Source organism: Nostoc sp. DedQUE02, from assembly GCF_034531035.1.
Taxonomy (GTDB): Bacteria; Cyanobacteriota; Cyanobacteriia; order Cyanobacteriales; family Nostocaceae; genus Nostoc.
This window is the reverse complement of sequence record NZ_JAVRBY020000010.1, coordinates 102706-125129: the sequence shown is the minus strand read 5'-3', so window position 1 is coordinate 125129 and position 22424 is coordinate 102706. Positions and strand designations below refer to the sequence as shown.

22 protein-coding genes and 1 pseudogene are annotated in these 22424 nt (G+C 41.0%); 11 read left to right on the top strand and 12 right to left on the bottom strand.

Annotation, left to right across the window (positions count from 1 at the left end; all coding sequences use genetic code 11):
• Entirely contained in the window at positions 1 to 1191 is a 1191-nt protein-coding gene (locus RMX98_RS11800) for an MFS transporter (RefSeq protein ID WP_322679069.1), read from the top strand.
• A 912-nt stretch (positions 1192 to 2103) separates the two neighbouring features.
• Here RMX98_RS11800 and larC read toward each other — a convergent pair.
• A complete protein-coding gene (larC, locus tag RMX98_RS11795) occupies positions 2104 to 3393 on the bottom strand; it encodes a nickel pincer cofactor biosynthesis protein LarC (protein WP_322679068.1) in 1290 nt (429 codons plus the stop codon).
• 114 nt (positions 3394 to 3507) lie between these two features.
• On the opposite strand from larC, the gene RMX98_RS11790 reads away from it, so the two are divergent.
• The 3 genes from RMX98_RS11790 (at position 3508) to RMX98_RS11780 (ending at position 6692) form a co-directional block, all read left to right on the top strand.
• A complete protein-coding gene (locus RMX98_RS11790) occupies positions 3508 to 4167 on the top strand; it encodes an L-threonylcarbamoyladenylate synthase (protein ID WP_322679067.1) in 660 nt (219 codons plus the stop codon).
• A gap of 407 nt (positions 4168 to 4574) precedes the next feature.
• On the top strand, positions 4575 to 5795 hold the full coding sequence (locus RMX98_RS11785; protein WP_322679066.1) for a HetZ-related protein: 1221 nt from the start codon (positions 4575 to 4577) through the stop codon (positions 5793 to 5795).
• A 420-nt stretch (positions 5796 to 6215) separates the two neighbouring features.
• Positions 6216 to 6692, top strand: a complete 477-nt coding sequence (locus RMX98_RS11780) for a PD-(D/E)XK nuclease superfamily protein (protein WP_322679065.1) — start codon at positions 6216 to 6218, stop codon at positions 6690 to 6692.
• Here RMX98_RS11780 and RMX98_RS11775 read toward each other — a convergent pair.
• Positions 6689 to 7525, bottom strand: a complete 837-nt coding sequence (locus RMX98_RS11775; RefSeq protein WP_322679064.1) for a DNA adenine methylase — start codon at positions 7523 to 7525, stop codon at positions 6689 to 6691. The genes RMX98_RS11780 and RMX98_RS11775 overlap by 4 nt on opposite strands.
• A gap of 165 nt (positions 7526 to 7690) precedes the next feature.
• Between RMX98_RS11775 and RMX98_RS11770 the strand changes: the two genes are divergently transcribed.
• The 3 genes from RMX98_RS11770 (at position 7691) to RMX98_RS11760 (ending at position 9520) form a co-directional block, all read left to right on the top strand.
• Positions 7691 to 7897, top strand: a complete 207-nt coding sequence (locus tag RMX98_RS11770; RefSeq protein WP_322679063.1) for a DUF751 family protein — start codon at positions 7691 to 7693, stop codon at positions 7895 to 7897.
• Between the two features lie 119 nt (positions 7898 to 8016).
• Positions 8017 to 8436 carry a 30S ribosome-binding factor RbfA gene (rbfA, locus tag RMX98_RS11765; protein WP_322679062.1) on the top strand — a complete coding sequence of 140 codons (420 nt, stop codon included), beginning with the start codon at positions 8017 to 8019 and terminating at the stop codon, positions 8434 to 8436.
• Between the two features lie 847 nt (positions 8437 to 9283).
• Positions 9284 to 9520 carry a DUF4327 family protein gene (locus RMX98_RS11760; RefSeq protein ID WP_094347157.1) on the top strand — a complete coding sequence of 79 codons (237 nt, stop codon included), beginning with the start codon at positions 9284 to 9286 and terminating at the stop codon, positions 9518 to 9520.
• A 524-nt stretch (positions 9521 to 10044) separates the two neighbouring features.
• On the opposite strand, the gene RMX98_RS11755 is transcribed toward RMX98_RS11760, so the two are convergent.
• Positions 10045 to 10398 carry a hypothetical protein gene (locus RMX98_RS11755; protein WP_322679061.1) on the bottom strand — a complete coding sequence of 118 codons (354 nt, stop codon included), beginning with the start codon at positions 10396 to 10398 and terminating at the stop codon, positions 10045 to 10047.
• A gap of 156 nt (positions 10399 to 10554) precedes the next feature.
• Here RMX98_RS11755 and RMX98_RS11750 point away from each other — a divergent pair.
• Positions 10555 to 10896, top strand: a pseudogene (locus RMX98_RS11750) (cation transporter dimerization domain-containing protein); the annotation flags it as partial.
• A 165-nt stretch (positions 10897 to 11061) separates the two neighbouring features.
• Here RMX98_RS11750 and RMX98_RS11745 read toward each other — a convergent pair.
• From RMX98_RS11745 to cbiD, 3 genes are all read right to left on the bottom strand, one after another.
• Complete coding sequence (locus RMX98_RS11745) at positions 11062 to 11466, bottom strand: response regulator (protein ID WP_322679099.1); 405 nt, start codon at positions 11464 to 11466, stop codon at positions 11062 to 11064.
• Between the two features lie 782 nt (positions 11467 to 12248).
• Positions 12249 to 13871, bottom strand: coding sequence for a glutamine-hydrolyzing GMP synthase (guaA, locus tag RMX98_RS11740; RefSeq protein WP_322679060.1), 1623 nt, complete (start codon positions 13869 to 13871; stop codon positions 12249 to 12251).
• A 228-nt stretch (positions 13872 to 14099) separates the two neighbouring features.
• Positions 14100 to 15215: a cobalt-precorrin-5B (C(1))-methyltransferase CbiD gene (cbiD, locus tag RMX98_RS11735; RefSeq protein WP_322679059.1), complete on the bottom strand. Its 1116-nt coding sequence runs from the start codon at positions 15213 to 15215 to the stop codon at positions 14100 to 14102.
• Between the two features lie 107 nt (positions 15216 to 15322).
• On the opposite strand from cbiD, the gene RMX98_RS11730 reads away from it, so the two are divergent.
• Complete coding sequence (locus RMX98_RS11730; RefSeq protein WP_322679058.1) at positions 15323 to 15766, top strand: hypothetical protein; 444 nt, start codon at positions 15323 to 15325, stop codon at positions 15764 to 15766.
• A gap of 6 nt (positions 15767 to 15772) precedes the next feature.
• Here RMX98_RS11730 and RMX98_RS11725 read toward each other — a convergent pair whose 3' ends face one another.
• From RMX98_RS11725 to RMX98_RS11705, 5 genes are all read right to left on the bottom strand, one after another.
• The gene (locus RMX98_RS11725) at positions 15773 to 16024 is read right to left on the bottom strand and encodes a DUF6887 family protein (RefSeq protein WP_322679057.1); all 252 of its coding nucleotides are present in this window, start codon (positions 16022 to 16024) and stop codon (positions 15773 to 15775) included.
• A complete protein-coding gene (locus RMX98_RS11720; protein WP_322679056.1) occupies positions 16011 to 16199 on the bottom strand; it encodes a DUF6888 family protein in 189 nt (62 codons plus the stop codon). Before RMX98_RS11720 ends, RMX98_RS11725 begins: the two co-directional genes overlap by 14 nt.
• A 153-nt stretch (positions 16200 to 16352) precedes the next feature.
• Positions 16353 to 16649 (bottom strand): hypothetical protein, encoded by a 297-nt coding sequence (locus RMX98_RS11715; RefSeq protein ID WP_322679055.1) that lies wholly within the window; start codon positions 16647 to 16649, stop codon positions 16353 to 16355.
• 35 nt (positions 16650 to 16684) lie between these two features.
• Positions 16685 to 17281 (bottom strand): DUF3177 family protein, encoded by a 597-nt coding sequence (locus RMX98_RS11710; protein WP_322679054.1) that lies wholly within the window; start codon positions 17279 to 17281, stop codon positions 16685 to 16687.
• Positions 17282 to 17851: 570 nt separating this feature from the next.
• Entirely contained in the window at positions 17852 to 18097 is a 246-nt protein-coding gene (locus RMX98_RS11705; protein ID WP_322679053.1) for a Calvin cycle protein CP12, read from the bottom strand.
• A gap of 374 nt (positions 18098 to 18471) precedes the next feature.
• On the opposite strand from RMX98_RS11705, the gene RMX98_RS11700 reads away from it, so the two are divergent.
• Positions 18472 to 19704, top strand: coding sequence for an FIST N-terminal domain-containing protein (locus RMX98_RS11700; protein ID WP_322679052.1), 1233 nt, complete (start codon positions 18472 to 18474; stop codon positions 19702 to 19704).
• Between the two features lie 39 nt (positions 19705 to 19743).
• Here RMX98_RS11700 and RMX98_RS11695 read toward each other — a convergent pair whose 3' ends face one another.
• On the bottom strand, positions 19744 to 20871 hold the full coding sequence (locus tag RMX98_RS11695; RefSeq protein WP_322679051.1) for a metallophosphoesterase family protein: 1128 nt from the start codon (positions 20869 to 20871) through the stop codon (positions 19744 to 19746).
• A 419-nt stretch (positions 20872 to 21290) separates the two neighbouring features.
• Between RMX98_RS11695 and RMX98_RS11690 the strand changes: the two genes are divergently transcribed.
• Positions 21291 to 22163 (top strand): S-methyl-5'-thioadenosine phosphorylase, encoded by an 873-nt coding sequence (locus RMX98_RS11690; protein ID WP_322679050.1) that lies wholly within the window; start codon positions 21291 to 21293, stop codon positions 22161 to 22163.
• The last annotated feature ends 261 nt before the right edge of the window (positions 22164 to 22424 follow it).

Below are 22424 nucleotides of genomic sequence, written 5' to 3'. Positions count from 1 at the left end.
ATGGAAACACAAATCTCAAGTAACGGATTAAGTAAAATCCAGGTACTGATTATGGCGATCGCATCTGGCGTGTGTGTTGCTAACGTTTATTATAATCAGCCAATTCTTAAAGATATTGCATCATCTTTTCGAGTCAGTGAAGGCGAAGCGGGTAGCATCTCTGTGCTTACGCAAGTTGGTTACGGTTTGGGGATTTTCTTTTTAATTCCTTTGGGCGATAAAATCAATAAGAAAAAATTAATTCTCTCTTTACTGATATGTTTGTTCTGTTTGTTGATATTGATGACGTTTTCACAAAACATCATCGAAGTTTGGATATTGAGCGTAGCAATTGGAATTGCGACAGTTTCGGCTCAGATTATTCTTCCATTAGCAGCAAGTATAGATAGAGTTACTACAGGCCAAACCGTAGGCAACATTTTTACTGGGATATTAATTGGAGTTTTAGGAGCAAGGGTTTTTAGTGGATATATTGCTGAATGGTTGAGTTGGCGTTATGTATATGGATTTTCGGCAGTAATGATTTTAATTGTTATTGTTTTGCTAAAAATATATTTACCTAATGCCCAAAATGAATTTAATGGTTATTATTTGGAATTATTAAGCTCAACACTCCATCAATTAAAGCGTTTTTCATTATTAAGAGAAGCGTCTTTAATTAGTGGGTTATTGTTTGGTGTCTTTTGTTCATTTTGGACAACGCTGACTTTCCATTTAAGTGGAGCGCCTTTTAATTTTCAATCTGACACAATTGGGATGTATGGCTTTGTGGCGATCGCAGGTGCATTGATGGCACCAGTTTTTGGTAAACTAGCCGATCGAGGTAACTCCCAACGCTCCTTAACTATTGCTGTATCGATGGTGATTGCAAGTTTAGTAATTGCTAAAATTGCTTCTAATTCTGCACTAGCGATCGCTGTTGCTGTATTGTTAGTAGATGTAGGTGTACAGGCAGTCCAAGTCACCAATGTCGCCAGGATATACACTCTTGATCCTCAATCGAATAGTCGCATCAACACAGTTTACATGACTACCTATTTTATCGGCGGTTCTGTAGGTACTAGCATTGGTCTATTATGCTGGAATCTTGGTGGTTGGAATTTGGTGACTTGGCAAATGTTAGCTTTTACTTTCCTGGCATTTTTTATTATCGTCAGACCTAAAATAACTACGGCAAGAACAAATAAATAATAAATAATCAAACTCTGGCTTTTGATTAAAATAATAAAAAGTAGAAGTTCGCAGTTAACAGACTCATTCTTTCCCCAAAACAAAAGATATATAACTTCTTGTCAGATATCGCCTTGCACCAATAACTAAATTTTCTCCTCATCAAGGCGATATCTATTAGATAATCAATTTATATTAAGAAAAACTGGGGATTTCAGAGTTGGGATCTTGTGATGTCACAGACGCTGAAGGTGCAGTATTTTGCCTTTTGGCAGACAGAATTAAAGATAGCAGCTTAGGCAGTGTTAGGCAGGCAACAGTATTTAACAGCGTTAGAAATATACCATCTATTAAACTCATATATTAATCTCCTCCGTTTGAATATTGGTGTTGATTATATTTTTAGTTTGAAGCAAAATCAGCACAATTGCTTAAAAACATCATTTAGATTTCTTTTATTAAATATAAGTTAAATAAATATTTAGTGTATATTCAGAAGCATTTTTCTCTTCCCCTGCCTCCCCTGCCTGCCTCAACAGATTATTTTCTTAACTGAACTGTATGAGATTTGGGCATTGTTAAATAAGTAGGTCGGTATGAATATTTATCGTTGGGATGAGGCAGGATAGCGTAGCGTAAAGCCTTCTCTGCGAGAGGCAACGCCTTCGGCATGGCTTCTCTACGAGACGCTGCGCGAACGGTTAGAGCGAGTCCGCGTACTCCTTCGGAGAAGCAAGCTACGCGTAGCGTCTCGCAGAGAGCGTCGATAGGAGGGAAGAGGGTTTGAGTCCATTTAATTTTTCTTAATATAGTTTGGTTTTTCCACATCGTTCTACTTATCAACCCAAATCCCGACAGCAAAGCGCTTTGAACTTATCTCCACACACCGCTTGATATTCTGATTAGTCTCAGACTGTTAATAAGGAATTTGCATCAACCATTAACTAAATACCAACGCTGTAGCGCCAACCGTTGAATTTCGCGCCAGGAAATATTATGTTTTCGCGCTAACTCTGCACAATCTTCATACTCTGGCTGCACATTAGCAATAGCTTTTTCTGGCGATCGCCCTTTCCATGCTACTTTGACACGCACTTTGCCATATTCAATTTCCACTTGTTGAATTTCCCGTTGTAAAGTGGCGCGTTGCTGAGTTGTTCGCCGAATACCCAAAGTTGTAGTTTCCCGAAATATAACGGTTTCACAACTGAGTAAATTTTCTGGATGACAAATCACAGTTAGCAAAATCCCCGGACGCGACTTTTTCATACCGATCTCTTGGGTAAAAACATCCAGCGCACCAGCTGCAAACAGCGCCTCAAACGTATAGCCGATCGCTTGTGGATTTAAATCATCAATTTGGGTTTCTAGCACCGAGATGGTTTCCAAATTTGAGCTAGTATCTTCATAATCACTGAAATTTGACTGTAAACTTGCGCTTTCACCCACCCAAAGCCGTAAAATATTGGGAATGGGTAAATTTATGGTTCCTGCTCCCAGTCCTATCTGCTTGATAGCGATCGCAGGTGGTGAACCAAAATCTCTTGCCAAAGTAGTAGCGATCGCAGCTCCTGTTGGTGTCACCAGTTCTCTATCAATCCCATTGCTATAAACTGGACAACCCCGCATTTCCCACAGCTTTAATACTGCTGGTACTGGTACTGCCATCTGACCATGTGCAGCCCTAACAGTGCCGCCACCAGTCGGAAACGCCGAGCAGTAAAGTAGGGGTAATCCTTCTTCATTGCTCTCAATCCCTAACCAATCCAACCCCAGGCAAGTACCCACAATATCTACGATCGCATCTATAGCACCGACCTCATGAAAATGAACTTTTTCAGGCGAAATGCCATGCACCGACCCTTCAGCCACCGCTAGCTGTCGGAATACCGCCAAACTCCAAGCTTCTGCCCGTGATGGCAACTGAGCTTTGAGAATCATCTGCTCTATTTCTGGCAAGTGGCGTCTGTGATGGTGATGGTGACTGTGTTCGCGATCGTGTTCGTGATGATGATGGCGGTCTACTAAATCCACATGAACTTTCGTCGCCTGTTGACCATTCCGTTGGACAAATTCTGCCCTTAACTGATATTCCTGTTTAATACCCAACCCATCAAGTTTTTCAATCAAATACTCCACAGGAACACCCAAACTTACCAAAGCACCCAGGCACATATCACCGGAAATTCCTGTCGGACATTGAAGATAAGCAATTTTATTCATAATAAATTAGTCATTTGTCATTAGTTATTCTCCCCCTGCCTACCCTGCTCCCCCAGTCCCCATTACCCCTTATCCCCAGAGGGGGCCCCACCTTCCCCAATCTCCAATCCTTCTATGGCAAAAATTTTCCCAGTTCATCCGGATAATCCTCAAATTCGCCGAATAGAGGAAATAAAGTCGGCGCTCTCTAGTGGCGCAGTCATGCTTTACCCTACTGATACAGTCTATGCGATCGGTTGTGATTTGAATGCCAAGTCGGCGGTAGAACGAGTGCGGCAAATTAAACAGCTAGCAAACGATAAACCATTGACATTTTTATGTCCCTCGCTTTCAAATGTGGCAACTTATGCCTTCGTAAGTGACACAGCCTATCGGATTATGAAACGCCTGATTCCGGGTTCATACACGTTTTTGCTCCCAGCTACAAAGTTAGTACCGCGATTGGTGCAAAGCCCCAAGCGGAAAACTACTGGAATTAGAGTCCCAAACCATACTGTGTGTTTGGAGTTGCTGGCAGCATTGGGCAATCCGATTATTTCAACTTCGGCACATCTGCCAGCAGATGAAGCAGATAACGGCATGATTCAGATAGATCCAGAAACTGTTCAATCGCGAGTAGAGCTATTTGACCGTTTGGACAAGTTGGTAGACATAATTGTAGATACTGGCGAGGAACCTACATATCAAGTGTCTACCATCTTGGATATGACCGGAGACGAAGCAGTGATTATACGGAGGGGTTTAGGTTGGGAAGCAGCAGCAGCATGGGTATAAGAATTCTACTTCATAGGCACACCTCTCCGTTTCGGAAATTGTGATAAAAATGACTCCAGTTTTAAAATTGTCATATTTAAAGGCCATGTCTACAATGGGCTGTTCTGTGACGCACTGGATATAACAGGATAGTGGCAACAGTTGGCACAGCGAGGTATTTGACAACTTTGAGAAAATGGCGGATATTCCTGTGCCAGCATTAATATAGTGCCTTGTGAAAAAACCGACACATTGTCATAACTGTAACTCTCTCGTATTTCCTATAGTTTTATATATGAGCTTTAGATGTGAGCATTATATGCGGCAAGTCTTGATGGATGGATGCCCAAAGATTCTCCGGTCAAGGACGGTCTTGATTGCTGTGTCTGCGTTGTAATTACGGTGCAATACTACTACCTGGAAAAGTCATGAAAGCTAACGTCGTCAATCTACCAAACTCTACACCCATTTTTGAGAACCACGTTTCGACTAAAGAATTTTCAGATAGCAGCAGTGATACCTTGATTCAATTGTTGTCTGAGGAAATGCAAGCGCAAGTGAAAGCAACACCCAAGTGTGTAGAAGCTTTAGCAAAGCGCATAGCCGTAGAAGTAGAACGCATTTGCGATAAAAGCTCCCGTATTCAAACATCTGGGGAAATCAAGTCCTGGCAGATGACGTTGGGAAGGCATCGGATGCAAAAATGCTTACGTTACTACCAACTAGGTTCCAAACAAGGACGGGTGGAATTACATAGCAATTTGGGTGCTATGGTTTACCGTCATGTAACTATGTCCGGCTCTGAGTTGGGCTTTGATGCTCGTTACAGCCTGATTGAAGATTTTTTACAAGCATTTTATATCGAAGCAATCAAAGCTTTCCGTAGAGAAAACGAACTACCAGAGAATCACACACCGCGTACTCAGCTACAATTAGCTGAATACATGGCCTTTACAGAACAGTATGCCAAACGCCGGATCAATTTACCTGGTGGTGCAAATCAGCAATTAATTATCTTGCGCGCCCAAGGTTTTGCTCGTCGTCAGCCCCAAGAAACCACCGTGGATATTGAAATGGCGGTAGAGTCTGCTAAGGGTGAAGAAGCAGAATCTTACCAGCGTAACTCGGCAGTGCAACAGCTGCGATCGCAAATGATTGCCCAAACTAATTTCGATCCATCCGAAGAATCAGAACGCGATCGCGTCATCACTGAATTGATGAAATACCTGGAGTCTCAAGGTCAATCTGATTGTATGAACTACCTCAGCTTGAAACTTCAAGACCTCTCAGCCCCAGAAATTGATCAAATTCTCGGTTTAACTAGCCGTCAGCGCGATTATCTCCAACAACGCTTCAAATACCACGTAGAAAAGTTTGCCAAACAACACCATTGGCAATTAGTACATCAATGGTTAGGCGCAGGTTTAGAGCAAAAGTTGGGTTTATCTTCCCAACAGTGGGAAATCTTTGTAAATCAACTTACAGAACAGCAACAGCAAATATTAGAGTTAAAAACTGCACGGGAAAACGACGTTGCGATCGCCAAAGCCATCAAATGCACCCCCAAACAGCTACAAAAGCGCTGGACTCAACTTTTAGAACTAGCATGGTCTATCCGCAACGGTCATACTGAAGCCCAAACAGGTTGAAGCTAAGGTGAAATTATCGAAGCTTATGACTGGGAAGAGGAGCGCGAATTTAGCTCATACACTAAATACAAAATTTCATTAATTCGTAGCGAATTCTTTGTGTGCCTCTGCGCTTCCCTCTGCGTCCCTACCCTTCGGGAAGGCGAAGCGCCTATGCGTTTAAATTTCACCCCTCAATTCGCCGCAATCTTCCACAAATAACTCTTATCTGAATTTATCTAAATTACTAACTCCTCCCTCATCCAAATTATTAATACATTTGTATTTATTTAGTACAAAAATACCAATCTTTTTCGATTTTTCACCCATTAATTCAACTACCTTTAGCCAAAATCAAAAATTCATATTAAGCAATTGAACCTTTTTTACTGCTTCTGTGAAATCCTATAATAAGCAGGACTTTTGGCAGAGGGATTGAGGATGGCTCTGACTCAAGGCGGACGGGCAAATAAGTCTGGGAATATTTTAGAAGCAAATGTAGAAGCAATCTTGCATGGGCATAATTATTTCCAAGTAGGGAACTATGTGCAAAAAGAATTTATACTAAATGCTACTTTATTGCCAAAACGTTATGGCAAAGAAGTCTATATTGGAACTGGAATTTATCATACTTATCTGAAGGTTGATTTTTATGTTGTCGGCTCATCTGCAATGCCATCTGGTTTAATTTTAGAGTGCAAATGGCAAGAAAGCCCCGGTTCAGTTGATGAAAAGTTTCCTTACTTGAATATGAATATTCAGCACTATTACCCTGCACCAACTATTGTAATTTTAGGCGGTGAAGGTATGCGAGAAGGCGCAAGCAAATGGCTGAAAGCAAGAGTTAATGATAACCATAATTTATTAGCAGTTTATAGCTTAGATAGATTCATTGCTTGGGCAAATAAAAATCTTTAAAAGAAAGATGTAATTAATAGTTCGTTAATAACACCTCTATTTTTGATGTTCGAGTTAATTGAACGCGCTGCTTTAATTTTGTAAGTTTCAAAATTGATATCAGTATAAATTTTGTTAATAAATTCACTATCAGAATTGCATACCATAACTTTGACACCGCGACTTGCTAACTCTGCACAAGTATCTCTTAAAAGTTTTTGGTCTTTTTGACTAAAACAATTTTGACTATAAGCAGTGAAATAGCTAGTATCACTGATAGGATGGTAGGGCGGATCAAAAAATACAAAGTCATCACTGCTAGTTGCATGATTTAAGACTTCTGTAAAATCTGCTTGTTTAATTTCTGCATGGGAAAGTGCTTCGGAAGCGGCTTTTAGTAAAACCTCAGCACAAATATTAGGATTGTCATATCTACCTAATGGCACATTGAATTTACCCTGTGAGTTGACTCGATAAAGACCATTAAAACAAGTCTTATTAAGATAAATTAGACGAGCAGCTTTTTCTATATCAGTACCACCATAGTTGTTTCTGACACTATAGTAATAATCTTTATTATGTCGGATTTTATGCTCTTTTAATAGAGAAATTAATTCTTCTACACGGTCTCTAACACAACAATAAGTGTTAATTAATTCGGCATTAATATCAGTTAAAATAGCTGCACTTGGTTGGAGATAGAAAAAAACTGCACCACCACCTAAAAATGGCTCATAGTAATTTTTATAACTTTTGGGAAAATAAGGAATATATTGCTGTATCAACCGACTTTTACCCCCTGCCCATTTCAAAAATGGACGGGGGCTAGTTTCCTTCGAGACTTGAATTACCATTTACTTACAATTTAACTGAAAATAATTATGACTAAATAAAGCAAATATAACCGACAAACCAAATTTTAGATTAACTGACTAATTTTCCAGCCGCATATATTACAATTGAGTAGATAAAGCATATCAAAACAAACGTAAGTATATAACAAGGCAGTTTACATTCAGATGTTTGACGGATTTTGGGATAACGTCTTTCGCTACCCCCGGTACTTAATTACGATCATCTTAGGCATGTTTCTGAACACCTTTGCGCCATTAGTGCCATTGTTGAAACGCCCTATCACCTCGATCGCTATCTTGGGTTTATTTGTGAGCGGCTTAGTCTTCCTTACTTTCACCCTACGGGCAATGTTGGGCTTGAGTCCAATCTAGACTAGCGTTATATCGGGGCTGCGCCCCACAGACGGTTGCTTTTGGCGTTGCTTGCGCTAAGTACTGTCTATTCTGTATCTATTTTTGTCGTACAACCTCTGTGATGAGGCGAAATTTTTATGGCTACAAATCGTCGGGTTTCCCGCGTTGCTGAACTGATCAAACGGGAAGTTAGCCAAATGCTGCTTAACGGAATTAAGGATGACCGTGTGGGTACTGGAATGGTCAGTGTGACTGATGTTGATGTTTCCGGCGACCTGCAACACGCCAAAATCTACGTCAGCATCTATGGTACGGATGAAGCTAAGGTAGAAACAATGGCCGGTTTAAAGTCGGCCACAGGTTATGTCCGCAGCGAACTTGGGGCGCGGGTACGCCTACGTCGTACACCAGAGGTAATATTTCTCGAAGATCGCTCTATAGAACGCGGTAATAAAGTATTGGCATTACTAAACCAACTTAATCATGATCGCCCCCCAGAAAATCTGGTAACAGTAGAAGACAGCACTGATCAAAACGATCAAGAATTCTCCGAATAAGTAACTAAAACAACAATGTAACTTCAGAACAATTAATCTCAGCAAATCCGCCAAACAGTTTACAGACGTGACTAGATCGCGTCTGTTTTAATGTGAACATAACCTAATTCAGCAAGACACTTCTCTTTTTGTAAGCGAAACAAGGTTTAAACATTCTTCCTTGCCAAAACTCTATTCCTTTAGAGGTGGAATATTCCCAATTCTGTATTCTAACTCCTGTTTATGTGTGTCCTGATTACGAATTAGAGTATTATTCCACGCTTTTAGGGATGTTTTTCAAAAGAAAACTGTATGATATTAGTGCTGAAATTAACTAAAAAATTACAGTCTTACTTAAGAAAATCTTAACAGATGATAGGCTAAAAGCCTTTGTAGTATACTTTAGCCGTTATGTTTTGCAACAGTTTATACCCTAGTAACTGACAAATATTATTGTGTTGTTTACCCTTAGATGAATACCAGCAGTTCTATATCCACTCTTAAGGTGATTATTTGATATGTAAGTGATGCCTGCGGCGGGCTACGCCTATGCAATATAAAGCGGCAAATCTTGCCTAAAGACAGCAAGAGCAAGACTTTCAGACTTGTAGAATCAAAGTCAGACAGCTAGATAAGCAGGTTAAGTTGATTACTCGGAATTTTTTTGTTAAGCGGATTTGCGACAAATGTCAGGATTCGTTGACTTTCTTAACATTTCTTGAGATAATTTCAGGAGATGTAGCGTCAAAATAAAAATAGTTCCGTATAGCAAACTACAAAATCTTAGCCACAAGTCTAATTTCTGTAATGTTTGTTCCTAATTTTTAACGGGAACACTATCGTAAGTGTTAATTTGTGAGTAAAAAACATGAGTGTGAATACGGTGCCTTCTATCAATTACTACTCTCTAGATGTGATTCAAGACGAAGCACGCCGACTGGTGCAAAAGGGAATGGTTAGCCGACAACAGCCAATATATAGCCTCTGTCAATACATTCCAGCTAGAGAGTGGGTTTGCGTTGAATGTGAATTAGAGAAATGTGACTTTTTGTTACGCGATCGCATTGGCGACCTAATTGGTCGTGAACAGTGGGACAACGACTAAATCAATGTTTAATTTCGGATTTGGGATTGGGAGTTTATTTTCGATGTGTGGATGTCACCACCAACGATTCAACGCCCAATCAGGGGAATAATCTCTGGTCTTTGATGAACATTGCCCTATACAGAATCTTGCGTTTTTGATTATCACAGAAGTATTTGAGTCTGAATTTATACAACTTTTCAAGTTAAAGAAGGCATCAGAAGCATCTGTTCTGTATATCTGGTGTTACGGCTTGAGTTTAGTTTGTAGATTCTGTAAAGTTCCTGCATTGACCCGATAGAAGTGTAGGAACTTTACTTTTGACTCGCAGTTTATTGCATCGCTTTTTTCAAGTAAGCGATAACCTGGTGGCTATTCAAAGCCAAAATCCGTCTGCAAAAGTTTGCTAAGTCAGCCTAACCTACACCAGTTGCGACAATAAAGGGAACTTCAGCTAGCAACTGGCTCAACTTTACAAAATCTAAAATTTATATAGTACTTTTTCTGAAAAAATCTTGAAGAGCATAGAAAAATCGGACGAACTATTATCCTACTTGCTCTAAATACTGATTAATGTCTTCAATAATGCGAGTAAGTTCAGCTTCAGTAGTCAAGCGGATATTGACGTTGCGGACAGTCAGCAAAACTTTGGCTGCGAAGGGCGTTGGCCAGATATTAGGATTACAAAAAATTTCTAAAAATACTTCACCCGTATAACGATATTCCAGGGGAGGCTGGGGGGTTACTTTACCCCCGCCAGGAGTGGGTTTAGCGGCAATAGCTTTCAGGCGTTCCATCAATTGATCTGTTGCTGCTTTTAATTCTCGTGCTGCTTGGGCTGAAAAACTGAAGGAGACAGAACCTTCAATTAGGTTCAAGGTTAGAGGAATTGAAGACATATCTTTTTTATTAAAACTTCTTGATAAATACTAATATTACCGGAAGATGCGTTCTTTACAGCTTCCACATTGGCACTGTCGGCACGAAGAGCTAAGGCTTGTCCAAGCACTACCTCGTCGGCTTTTTGCAGGGAGCTAGTGTAGGTAAGAGCGACAGTTGCACCATCGTCATTTTGGAGTGGCTGGTCAGTTTTAAAAGAGAATTTACCTTGGCTTGTGGATCAAATGGCGATCGCACCAGAAGCAATACATACGATCGCTATTTCTGTTCCAGGTGTAATTAACTGTCATGCGATCGCTTCTCGCGGTGTTCTTGGTCGCCAAGTGTTCATTAAAATGCATTTAATGGATGCAGCAGATGTAGAAACTGCTCACCATATCACCGAAGAAGTAGAAAGCCGATTGGAAGAACGGTTCCGTCCAGTGAGGATTTTAATTCACGTCGAGCCACCAGCATATAAGTCTGAACAAATTAGCTTTGAAACTGGAGCAAAGTAGTTTTAGCAATTTATGTGATCACCAACTTTGTTTACCAAATCGACACCTCACTAAAAGTGATGTTGATTTAACTTTGATTTATTCGTTTAAAAAATACGATTGGGAACATGAAGATAAATGAGGTAAATAACAAAATAACAACCGACAAATTACAGCATCTTTGTGTTAACTCTTGTAAGAAGCAACCAAATTAGCAATGATTGTAACTAGTTCTCCTGGATCGACTGGTTTAGCCACATGAGTCTGAAAGCCTGCTTCCAAAGCACGAGTACGATACTCGCTATCGCCATAAGCAGTTAAGGCGATAGCGGGAAGTTTTCCATAAATATCAGGCTTGAGTGCCCGGATCTTGCGGATAAGGGTGTAGCCATCTTCACCAGGCATAGCAATATCACAAATCAAGACATCTGGTTGCAACTCAGGTAATACTTTCAATGCTACCGCAGCTGATGCAACTGCCATAACGGTGGCTCCATCAGCTTCCAACACGGTAGTAATGTAAAAGCGGCTATCTTCATCATCATCAACTACGAGGATGTTTAAGCCAGCAAGAGAGAAAGGAGGTTCCATAACATCTCCATTAACGTTGATAAAATGAAAGTTATTTCTAGTGAGCTGCTTGTTTTTTCTTTGTAACCACACCATTGGTAATTTTACTGCGATCGCGCCGATTTTCCTAGACAATGACTCAATTTGTCTAGCCACCATCTAATTGATGGTTAATTATTTGCTGGCATTTATAATTATTGACTGGATAAAATTATGTTGATGTTGAAATTCCTTTATATTTAAGAAATTAGCTTTCATTAATAGTTGGATTTGAACAATAATCTTGCTAATTACTGATTGCTTTATTACTAACAGGTTTAAATTTTGATCGAGGGTTTAAAAATTAAAAGTAGTAATCCAAATTCTCCGTAAGCTTGTACTTGATGATTACTCCTTTACCTTGCAATACTTTTCGATTAAGGGGGAAAGGTTTTAATTCACCTTTTCCCCTTACCCTTTAACCTTTGCCCAGACCAAAAGAGAGATTGTTAAGGCTTATTCGAAAAGTATTGCTTTACCTTGGCGTACTGGGCAGTTCGATTTTGTAGCATTCTTACTCTTAGTAAACCAAAACTCAAAAAAATAGACAATGTCGAGGCTTAAAATGAGCCAGTTCGGCATTGTCATTTTTAAATAGAGTAGAAGACGCTCTGCTTCTGGACAGGAATCAGGAGTCAAAAATAAACTAGGCTTTATACCTGAATATTAACTTGCAAACTACTGTATATAAATCTCAACTCCTGCAAGGAATCTAAACCATAGAAAAAGCGATCAGTTTTTAGTTAAGTTAACTCAAAACTTGATTACTCCCATTCAATGGTTCCAGGCGGCTTAGAGGTAATGTCATAAACCACCCGATTCACCCCTTTCACCTCATTTACAATTCGAGTGGAAATCACTTCTAGGACATCGTAAGGCACTCTTGCCCAATCAGCAGTCATGCCATCTTCACTAGTAACAATCCGCAAAACAATGGGGTAAGCGTAAGTACGTTGATCCCCCATAACGCCAACACTACGAATAGGCAGCAATACAGCAAATGCTTGCCAGAAATCATGATACATACCGCGCTGATTAATTTCTTGCCGCACAATCAAATCGGCGTCGCGCAAGATGTTTAACCGTTCAGATGTGACTTCCCCCAAAATGCGAATTGCTAAACCGGGCCCAGGAAAAGGCTGTCGTTGGACAATTTCTTCTGGTAAACCAATAGAACGTCCAAGTTTGCGGACTTCATCTTTAAATAGTTTCCGCAGTGGTTCGACCAATTTAAATCTTAAGTCTTTGGGCAAACCGCCAACATTGTGATGACTCTTGATTTTCACCGCTACCCGTTCACCACTTTGAGGATCAACGTTGGTATCAGCAGATTCGATGACATCTGGATAAAGAGTCCCCTGAGCTAGATAGTCAAACTGACCAAGGCGCTTGGATGTTTCCTCAAATACACTGATAAATTCGTGTCCGATGCGGCGGCGTTTTTCTTCAGGATCTGTGACGTTGGCGATCGCAGCTAAAAAGCGATCGCGGGCATTAACATATTCTACAGGAATGTGAAATTGCTCTTGAAATAACTTGACCAATCGCTCTGGCTCATATTTTCGCATAAAGCCTTGATCGATAAACACGCAAGTTAGTTGCTCACCAATCGCTTTATACAGCAAGAAGGCCAGGGTAGAAGAATCAACTCCCCCAGATAGCGCCAACAGCACTCGCTTTTCGCCAACTCTGGCGCGAATTTCCCGAATTGCCTCTTCGACAAAAGCTGCTGTTGTCCATGTGGGTTCGCAATCGCAGATGTGATAGACAAAATTGCGGATTAATGCTATCCCACCAATAGAATGCACCACCTCTGGATGGAACTGCACGCCATAAAGTTTCTTTTCGTGGTCGGCGATCGCAGCACAGGGAGTATTTTCTGTATGTGCCAGCAATTCAAACCCCGATGGCATTTGAGTCACTGAGTCTCCATGACTCATCCACATAGTAGTGCCATCTTCGACATTAGTGAGCAAATCTGTGGGATCATCAATATATAATGAGGCTTTGCCGTACTCACCTCGGTCAGCTTTTGCCACTTCCCCACCGAGTTGATTCACCATCAGCTGCATCCCATAGCAAACACCCAAAACGGGTATTCCTAAATTCCAGATTTCTGGGTCGCAATGGGGAGCATTATCACCATAAACCGAACTCGGCCCACCAGAAAGGATGATTCCCTTGGGATTGAGTTGGCGCAAATGTGCAGAAGTAGTGCGATAAGACAGAACTTCAGAGTATACTTGAGTTTCGCGGATGCGACGGGCAATCAACTCAGAATATTGAGAGCCGAAGTCCAGAATTACAATTAATTGGCGATCAAGTCTCCCAAAATTTTCCAATGTTTGGGGCGCTTGTTCTGTTGGTAGAGTCACCACTGTATTCATGACGGGAGTGTTATGTCTGTTAAGGATGGATAGATGCTTTGTGGTCTATGGTGATGCTATTATTCAGCCTGGATAGGCTGATAATGGTATAGAGAGCCTTTACAAACGCGAGTTTATGTGCGTTTGTCTATTTCCTAAGTCGGAGATGGTATTAAAACGATAAATTTACCCTAGAGTGGTTACTTAAGAGATTATTTATTTGGATTGTTTACGATTATTCATAATAAATTAACATAATTTTCCCATCAACAGACCAGCAGTTTTACTCTTCACGATAATTTTGCGATCGCGATCGAAGAGAATAGAGCCACAGATTGTTACTTTTGTGCCACTTTCGCTATGACTTTGGATGTATTCTTGGGCACGAACATCGATAGTTTCGGCGATCGCACTGTAAACTTTATTTACCCAATCACTACCAGTTGCAGCATCTATAGATTTTAAGTATGTTAGTGCTGCTTCAGCAGTAACACTATTAAATACAGCTTGGATATCAGGTGATTTTAAACCTGCGATCGCACAGTGGGCGGCTAAAATTTCCCGCCGTCCATCAGCCAAGTAGTGATGGGTATGAAAAATCCCGCCAGCCAGCTTCATCAGCTTACCGTGATAGCCAAACAATAAGATTTCTTTTACACTCAGCACATCAGCTTCTACTAACATTGGGCCCAGCCAGTTAGCAGTTTTGACCAATCGATCGGGATTAATCCCTAGTTTACGCGCCAAATCTAGGCCATTCTCCCCGATACAGAATACTAAACTCTCAAAACGACTGGCTTTATTTTGTAATTCCGTCCGAAAAACTGCAAGCTGATCTGGTGTACTTAAGGGTTGAGAAATGCCAGTTGTGCCTAAAAGCGAAAGTCCTTCAACCACACCAAAGGCAGAATTTGAAGTCCGAACAGCAAGCGATCGCCCTTCAGGTAGAATAATCGTCACCGTGATTTTTTGCCCCGGTGCTAACATTCGTTGCAAATTCTCTTGCAACAGCCTTTGAGCATAAGCATAAATAGCTGGCTTGTCATCAGCGTTTAATTGCCTACCAATCCCTTCCCCACCTTTGATAATTACTGCATCATCACCCTGTTCCCGCCATTCCACCAATGCCCAAATTGGTGTATTTTTAGTCAAATCGAGATTATCACCAGGATCGCTGCGGGTGATTGCCAAAGCCGTATTCTCAGATAATCCTGCTACCTGTTCGATCGGGATTTCTGCGACTTGAGCCGGTTCAATCAAATCTACTGATGCTATGCTTAGGGGTTGGCGATCGCGCAACCAGTGTAAAGCTGCAATAGCAGCAGCGCAGGCAAAGACGGGAAGTGTGTATCCAGAACGGGACATTTTTTAAATTTAAAAGTTACAATAGTGATTATTCAAAATTGTTCGCGCAGCGTCACTAAGTTAAGTCAGTTGAAGACGGCAATTGAGACCAAATTATAAAATTAATCATGGTTCATCCCGTATATAAGGCGAGAATTGAAGCAGACATAAAGCGCTTAATATCTACTTCAAATGAAATAGAGAATATTAAACACAAAGGCTTGCGAGGAGCTTTTCGAGAAAGTAGCCTTGATAAATCAAAACTACGCATAGCAGGCTTTGATCGAAGCCTTCTGACGGATGCACTAAACTGCCTCAATAAAGCTATAGAGTTAAACCCTTTATACGAACAAGCCCTAGTGTTAAAAGGGACAATTTATAATATGCTAAGTCAATTTGCTGAAGCTAGAGACACTTATGTTAAAGCAATGGGAATTAACTCTGCAAATGAGGAAATACTTAAAAAATTAATTATTCAAGAATATAACCTCTCTTTGCATGGAGAACAAAATACTCTTATTTCTCATGAAGAACTAAGCAATTGGATGCAGGGTAACTACGAAGACAAATAAAAACGATCACTCTTGATCGGTTGGCTCAAACCCAGTATTAACCTGCTGACTAGTGCTTCTTGATGCTTCTAGCTTTTGGCGAATCGCTGCTTGAACCTTCTCATCAAAATCGGGATCGTCAGGGCTTGCAACAATCCTACGCGGACGCTGATTAAGCCTGTCTAAGTATGCTTGAAAAGCAGCTTGATCCCCGCGATGCTTGAGAAAATACTGTTTTAATTCAACATCAGACATCGAATCGTAATTAATTCGGCTCATCAGATAACTCTCCGTTGGGTAAAATTTGGAATTCAATCTCTTCGTCATACCCAGCAAGAATGTATATATTACGAGTCCGATTATCAATGCAAATGAGGTATATGGGCTGAAGCATGATATACGTCAGTTGATAGCTAATACGATACAAACTTGCTACTTGAGCAGCAGTAGGCATTTTAGTTGATTACACCACCTTCTCCCCATTTTAACTGTTGGTGTAATCAACTTTGATATCTATGTTTAACCACTGACCCCAGAAAATTATTAGTAAAATCAAAAAATTGAGTAACTCTTTCGGCAAAATTAAGAATTACGAATTACGAATTAGTTACACTCCCATTTCTAATAATAGAGCTTCCATCGCTTCCCAAGAAATTCCTTGTTGAATATAACGGGGTGCTTCAGGATTGTAAGGACTGGCTACTCGGTCAATATTGAGGATGTTTGCCTCATCTGGTAGGACTGGTACATCTGCATCAAATGCCGTTGGACGCATCAAAGAACTGGAAAAGCCTTTGAAAATAGCAATTGTATCTTCCTCATCGGCAATTTCCACCGTTACAATTAGGACTTCTTTGGTGCGTTTAGCGGTGTATTGTTCCAGTCGCTTACCAATGGAATTCATTTTTTTAGAGTAAGGATTAGGTGGTAGAGCGAGAATTACTGCGGTGTGGCTGAACGTCCCTGCTTGCCCAGCTTAATCAGAACAAAATAGCTTAAGTAAAGCACATAAATTACTAAACTAGTTATACCAAGAAAACCTAAGAACTCAGCCTTACTGTTAGCATGAAAATATTCTTTGAATAGTAACGGAACCTCGAACCAGACGCGACAATAGGGACTCTTCAGTACACTACCAGAAAAAGCACAACCCAAAAAAGGGATAAAGGCAAGTGTGCCCAAAAAACAATAAACAGTTGTCGCCCAGCGCCAAGAGGTAAAAATCAATTTCAAAGGGCCACTGGTTTGATACTCAATTTCATCGTTGATATCCACCCAGAACCACAGCGAAATCGGGATCAAAATCCGAGCCATTAACCCAGAGATAAAGCTAACTGGATACTGGGCAATCATTAAGTAAATCGTAATTGCCACCAGGCTTGCTACTCGCCAGTATATAGTCAATAAGCGTTGTATGCCTTCTGCTTTTTGTACAAATGCCCAAATCAGAAGAATTAGCGGAATAATTACCAGAAATAATACTGCCAGTCGGTAATCAATCCAGACGAAAGGTCGAAACCAAATATCATAGTCCATATTTTTTCTCAAACAATAGATAAAAAAGAAGTCAGGAGTTCAAATAACCAATTAAGTATGATTTGATACCACTAATCGATTGTAGATTGCTAAATAAGGCAGGGATATTAAACCCTTTTATTCAGGAGTCAGTCGAACTCCCATTGATCCTGAATTCTTCTTGATAATAGTTTATTGAACCTCGTATGACTAGAAGTCACGAGTATTATAAAAGGGAAAAGGTTAAAGGGGAAAGGGATGAACAGGTCGCCCACAATTCCACTCGCTTTTTACCTTTCCCCCTTCGCCTTCTTAATAAAAAATTTATAGGGGCGTACATCTGTACACCCCTACTGCCAATTAATTGGTTGTTTAATTTATGAAAATCGCAACTTATCCCTTTGGAAGAAGCCTTTTGATTCAAATAAGAAATTTATTTTTTGTTTCCACGACTAAAATCGGTAGCTCCAAATAAAACGCTTGCGAGTGGAGGACATTGGTGAGTTTCCACGTCCTCTACCCTGGGCGTCTTTTTTAGTTAATGCTGGTTGTTTGCTAACCAAGCAACATAAAATCCAGTTACCTCAATTCCTATTCGTCGTAAACCCGGCATTCAATGGCATCTGGGTTGTCATCACAATACTGTTCTAGAGAATTTTTTGGCTTGCTTTGGCGCTTGTGGGAAGCTTCGGCTTGCAATTCTTCTACTGCATCCCAAGCAGCAGCACACTCTGGTGAGTTGCTACCGTTAATATCACAGACAGTACGCGCTTGTTCCACTTCTTCTTGGATTTTCTCTTGGATGTTGCCTTTTGCTGTTTCTTGGATGTTGGTCATTAGCTTTAGTCTCGTTGTGTGTTGTTAATACTAGTATAGAAAATGTTCAGAAATGGCAGTTTTTCGCTTGATTAATAACCATTCTAACCATTTAGCCAATCATAAGTTAGTGTTTTAGCCCATTGATTTATAACCAATACAGCAAGCTACCGCATCTATAATGCATTTACCTTTATTTTTTAAGATTTTGTGGAATTAGTAGCATAGATAAATAATCATACAATATATTTAGATGCCTATATTAGGGAATGACTTCCCCAGCTTCTTGGGATAAAGGAGACAAAGGGCTGGCATCAATTCTTGTAAGATGCAATTCTTCCCAAAATAAAAAGTCAAAATCTACTAGCCTAAAAAGAGAAAGAAGCTCAAAACTCATGGCAGACCAAATGCAGTGGGCAAATGCCCTATCAACCCGTCATTCTCTGGAAGCCGCTGTTACAGATGTGGTGGAACGAGCTGTTTCATCGTTAACAGCACCTGCGGATCTAGGACTGGTATTCATTTCGTCTGCTTTTGCGAGTGAGTATTCTCGACTGTTACCCTTGTTAACTGAGAAACTTTCTGTGCCTGTGCTAATTGGCTGTAGTGGTGGTGGTGTAATTGGGACGACAGTAAGCGGAGAAACCCAAGAATTGGAAGCCGAACCAGCTATTAGCTTGACTTTAGCACACCTGCCAGGAGTGAAGATTCAAGTTTTTCATGTTGTTGCTGAAGAATTACCTGATTTAGATAGTTCGCCAGATGCTTGGCTTGATTTGATCGGTGTGCCAGCATCACCAACACCGCAGTTTATTTTGCTGTCTAGTTCTTTCGCCTCTGGAATAAACGATTTGTTGCAGGGGCTGGATTTTGCTTATCCAGGATCGACGATCGTCGGGGGACAGGCTAGTGGTGGAGGTATGGGTGGTCGTGTTGCCCTTTTTTGTAACGATACTAACGGTGAGGAACAGCAAAACTTGTATCGTGAGGGCACTGTTGGTATAGCTTTGACTGGCAATATTGTTTTGGAAACGATTGTCGCCCAAGGATGCCGACCAATTGGCCAGCCATTGCAAGTTACAAAAGCCGATCGCAATATTATTTTAGAGTTAGATGAGCAAGTGCCTTTGGTGGTGTTGCGAGATTTGATTGCTAGTCTGAGCGAACAAGAACGCATCTTAGCACAGCATTCTCTGTTTGTTGGTGTGGCAATGGATGAATTTAAGCTGACTTTGCAGCAAGGAGACTTTTTAATACGTGGTATTCTTGGGGTCGATCCAAATGCTGGGGCGATCGCAATAGGCGATCGCGTCCGTCCTGGGCAAAGGCTGCAATTCCACCTCCGCGATGCCCAAGCCTCTGCTGAAGACCTCGAATTACTCCTGCAAAGTTATCAACACCAACGAGAATCTGAACCCTCGGCTGTAGCTGCTTTGATGTTTTCTTGTCTGGGACGAGGTGAAGGGCTGTATGGTAAACCCAACTTCGATTCTGAATTATTTCAGCGCTACCTTAACGATATTCCTGTAGGTGGCTTTTTCTGTGGCGGTGAAATCGGCCCTGTTGGTGGCAGAACCTTCTTACACGCCTACACTTCAGCATTTGGAATTTGTCGTCAAAATCAGTAATCAGTGCTGAGTAATGAGTGCTGAGTGTTGAATCATCTTCTAACTCTTATTCAGCAAGAGTGTGCTGTTATTATCAATCATTGTCAAATTTCCAGCAGTAGTGATATTTGGGTTATGCTGTGATGCACTATATGTCTGAATATAGCGCCGCACTTCTGGGGGGAAATGAGGGTAATCTAACACTGCATCCCCATCGGCAATAGTTGCCCAGAAATCGCGCAAACCAGGAGCTAATTTTTTTGCCTGTGATAACGGTAAGTTTAATGGAGAGTGAGTTAATAGTTTGATTAGGAAAGGGAAAGAGCGATCGCCCATCCACTGCCTTGATAACTGTTGCAAGTCGGGGAACTCAGGCACTGACTCTACGCGATGGGATAAAATTTGCAACGATTCTTTACCTTGGTTATCCCGATGAAACTCTAGTACTCGATAAGGGTGAGGATAGCTAACTAAAGAACCAGTGGTAATATCATATACCCCATCGGAGTAAGCAATATCCTGAACGTGCAAATGCCCGGTAAATACTAACTTGACTCCGTAGCGCCTCAGCAGCTGCAATAGTTCTGCTGAATTGGACAACATATAACGATTTGCCAGTGGATGGTTCGATTGATTGGGCAAATGCTCCACTACATTATGATGCACCATCACCAAAACTAAGTCATCAACAGATGCCGCCAGCACCTCTTCTAACCACCGTAGCTGTTTGGCATCCAAACACCCCACTTGCTCTCCCTGGTCATTAAAAGAGTTAGAATTTAGTCCAATCAGCTTAACTCCAGGCAGTAATTGACGAATGTAGTAAATCTGCTGCGGATCTTCGTAGCCAAACTTCGTGTAATAGTAGGGAAAATCTGCAAAAGCAATCGATTGCCGATCGCCCAACAGCACAGGAACGTCATGATTACCAGGAACAACATAGACGGGAAAAGGTAGCTGGGCTAAACATTGTTGTAACCAAGCATGGTTTTCTGGTTCGCCGTGCTGGGTTAAATCTCCTGGCAACAACAAGAAATCTAAATCGAGTTGTGTTAAATGTTCTAGTACACTTTTAAATGCTGAGATACTTACTTCTACCAGATGAAATCGGCTAGGATGATCCCAGATTGTGTGAGGAAGTGCCAGGTGTAAGTCGCTGACTACCGCAAAGCGAAAATTGAGGGTCATTGATTTATAAAAATGTTAAAAGCAGAGGTTAAAACAAGCCTTTTTCCAAAAGTATAACGCTTGCTTTGTTTTCCTGCGTAAGAGTGCGTATACTTAACATTTGTATACATGAAACATCGATTGTACACTATAGTGACAATTGACTTAAGGGTTAATCATAGGCATTTAATCTGCAAAAATTATCGGAAATTTGATTGCTAAAAATTATTAATTAATGCTCGAATAACTGGGCGATCGCTGCTATCTGTACCTGAATAAATAATGAATGGGTGATAATTCAATAGTGTTAGCGGCATGAAATGCGATGTCTACGACGGGCTACGCCTACGCGTATCTCATCGTAGAAATCGCTTTGTTTTCTGCTACTCTCCTTTTCGATAAAATAACTGAGCAGATTAGCAAAGAACAGGTATAGAATCATGGCTCAAGCTAGTATTGGGATTATTGGTGGTAGCGGTCTTTACAAAATGGATGCCCTCAAAGATATCGAAGAGGTGCGAGTTGAGACTCCTTTTGGTTCACCATCTGATGCTTTGATTCTGGGGACTTTGGATGGTACACGGGTAGCTTTTCTGGCGCGTCATGGTCGCAATCACACGCTTTTACCCTCTGAGTTACCGTTTCGCGCTAATATCTATGCGATGAAGCAATTGGGTGTGAAGTATTTAATTTCAGCTAGTGCTGTGGGTTCCTTGAAGGAAGAGGCAAAACCACTGGATATGGTGGTGCCAGATCAGTTTATTGACAGAACCAAAAATCGGATTTCAACGTTTTTTGGTGAGGGAATTGTGGCTCACATTGCCTTTGCCGATCCGATTTGTAAGAACTTGGCTGCTGTATTGGCAGATGCGATCGCATCTCTCAATTTACCAGAAGTGACTCTCCATCGCGGCGGTACTTATGTATGCATGGAAGGGCCAGCTTTTTCCACTAAGGCAGAATCGCATCTTTACCGCAGTTGGGATGCAACAATTATTGGGATGACGAATTTACCAGAGGCGAAGTTAGCAAGGGAAGCCGAAATTGCTTATGCAACTTTAGCGCTGGTAACAGATTATGATTGTTGGCATCCAGACCATGACAGTGTGACAGTGGAACTGGTGATTGGCAATTTGCTGCGGAATGCTGTGAATGCTCAAAAGGTGATTCAAGAAACTGTGCGGCGCTTGAGTGAAAATCCGCCAACCAGTGAGGCGCATTCGGCGTTGCAATATGCGATTTTGACTCAGTTGGATAAAGCACCAGCAGCAACAAAGGAAAAGTTAGGGTTATTGTTGCAGAAGTATTTGTAATATTGGTGATGAATCAATACAGTTCAGTTAAGCTTTTTTCTCTCCCCCTGCTCCCGAAGCCTCCCCTGCTCAAGAACAGCCTGCCTTAACAGATAAATTTGCTTAACCCAAGCGTATTGGGTGATGAATGAGCGATATTTACAACGGGCTATATCCAATACGGTTCGGATAAGAAAGATTTTTAATGTATTTCGCTACCGATGTAGAGACGCAAAATTTTGCGTCTCTACACATCCAAAATCACCGCTCATAAAACCCAAT

Bases quoted from the DNA above. Each gene is read 5' to 3' on its own strand.
- RMX98_RS11770 (WP_322679063.1), top strand. From the start codon at position 7,691: ATGTTTGACGGATTTTGGGATAACGTCTTTCGCTACCCCCGGTACTTA.
- RMX98_RS11725 (WP_322679057.1), bottom strand. From the start codon at position 16,024: ATGAGCCGAATTAATTACGATTCGATGTCTGATGTTGAATTAAAACAG.
- RMX98_RS11730 (WP_322679058.1), top strand. From the start codon at position 15,323: ATGGTTCATCCCGTATATAAGGCGAGAATTGAAGCAGACATAAAGCGC.
- RMX98_RS11800 (WP_322679069.1), top strand. From the start codon at position 1: ATGGAAACACAAATCTCAAGTAACGGATTAAGTAAAATCCAGGTACTG.
- RMX98_RS11785 (WP_322679066.1), top strand. From the start codon at position 4,575: ATGAAAGCTAACGTCGTCAATCTACCAAACTCTACACCCATTTTTGAG.
- RMX98_RS11705 (WP_322679053.1), bottom strand. From the start codon at position 18,097: ATGACCAACATCCAAGAAACAGCAAAAGGCAACATCCAAGAGAAAATC.
- cbiD (WP_322679059.1), bottom strand. From the start codon at position 15,215: ATGTCCCGTTCTGGATACACACTTCCCGTCTTTGCCTGCGCTGCTGCT.
- RMX98_RS11780 (WP_322679065.1), top strand. From the start codon at position 6,216: ATGGCTCTGACTCAAGGCGGACGGGCAAATAAGTCTGGGAATATTTTA.
- RMX98_RS11715 (WP_322679055.1), bottom strand. From the start codon at position 16,649: ATGAATTCCATTGGTAAGCGACTGGAACAATACACCGCTAAACGCACC.
- RMX98_RS11755 (WP_322679061.1), bottom strand. From the start codon at position 10,398: ATGTCTTCAATTCCTCTAACCTTGAACCTAATTGAAGGTTCTGTCTCC.
- RMX98_RS11760 (WP_094347157.1), top strand. From the start codon at position 9,284: ATGAGTGTGAATACGGTGCCTTCTATCAATTACTACTCTCTAGATGTG.
- RMX98_RS11790 (WP_322679067.1), top strand. From the start codon at position 3,508: ATGGCAAAAATTTTCCCAGTTCATCCGGATAATCCTCAAATTCGCCGA.
- RMX98_RS11710 (WP_322679054.1), bottom strand. From the start codon at position 17,281: ATGGACTATGATATTTGGTTTCGACCTTTCGTCTGGATTGATTACCGA.
- rbfA (WP_322679062.1), top strand. From the start codon at position 8,017: ATGGCTACAAATCGTCGGGTTTCCCGCGTTGCTGAACTGATCAAACGG.
- RMX98_RS11745 (WP_322679099.1), bottom strand. From the start codon at position 11,466: ATGGAACCTCCTTTCTCTCTTGCTGGCTTAAACATCCTCGTAGTTGAT.
- RMX98_RS11695 (WP_322679051.1), bottom strand. From the start codon at position 20,871: ATGACCCTCAATTTTCGCTTTGCGGTAGTCAGCGACTTACACCTGGCA.
- guaA (WP_322679060.1), bottom strand. From the start codon at position 13,871: ATGAATACAGTGGTGACTCTACCAACAGAACAAGCGCCCCAAACATTG.
- RMX98_RS11690 (WP_322679050.1), top strand. From the start codon at position 21,291: ATGGCTCAAGCTAGTATTGGGATTATTGGTGGTAGCGGTCTTTACAAA.
- RMX98_RS11700 (WP_322679052.1), top strand. From the start codon at position 18,472: ATGGCAGACCAAATGCAGTGGGCAAATGCCCTATCAACCCGTCATTCT.
- larC (WP_322679068.1), bottom strand. From the start codon at position 3,393: ATGAATAAAATTGCTTATCTTCAATGTCCGACAGGAATTTCCGGTGAT.
- RMX98_RS11720 (WP_322679056.1), bottom strand. From the start codon at position 16,199: ATGCCTACTGCTGCTCAAGTAGCAAGTTTGTATCGTATTAGCTATCAA.
- RMX98_RS11775 (WP_322679064.1), bottom strand. From the start codon at position 7,525: ATGGTAATTCAAGTCTCGAAGGAAACTAGCCCCCGTCCATTTTTGAAA.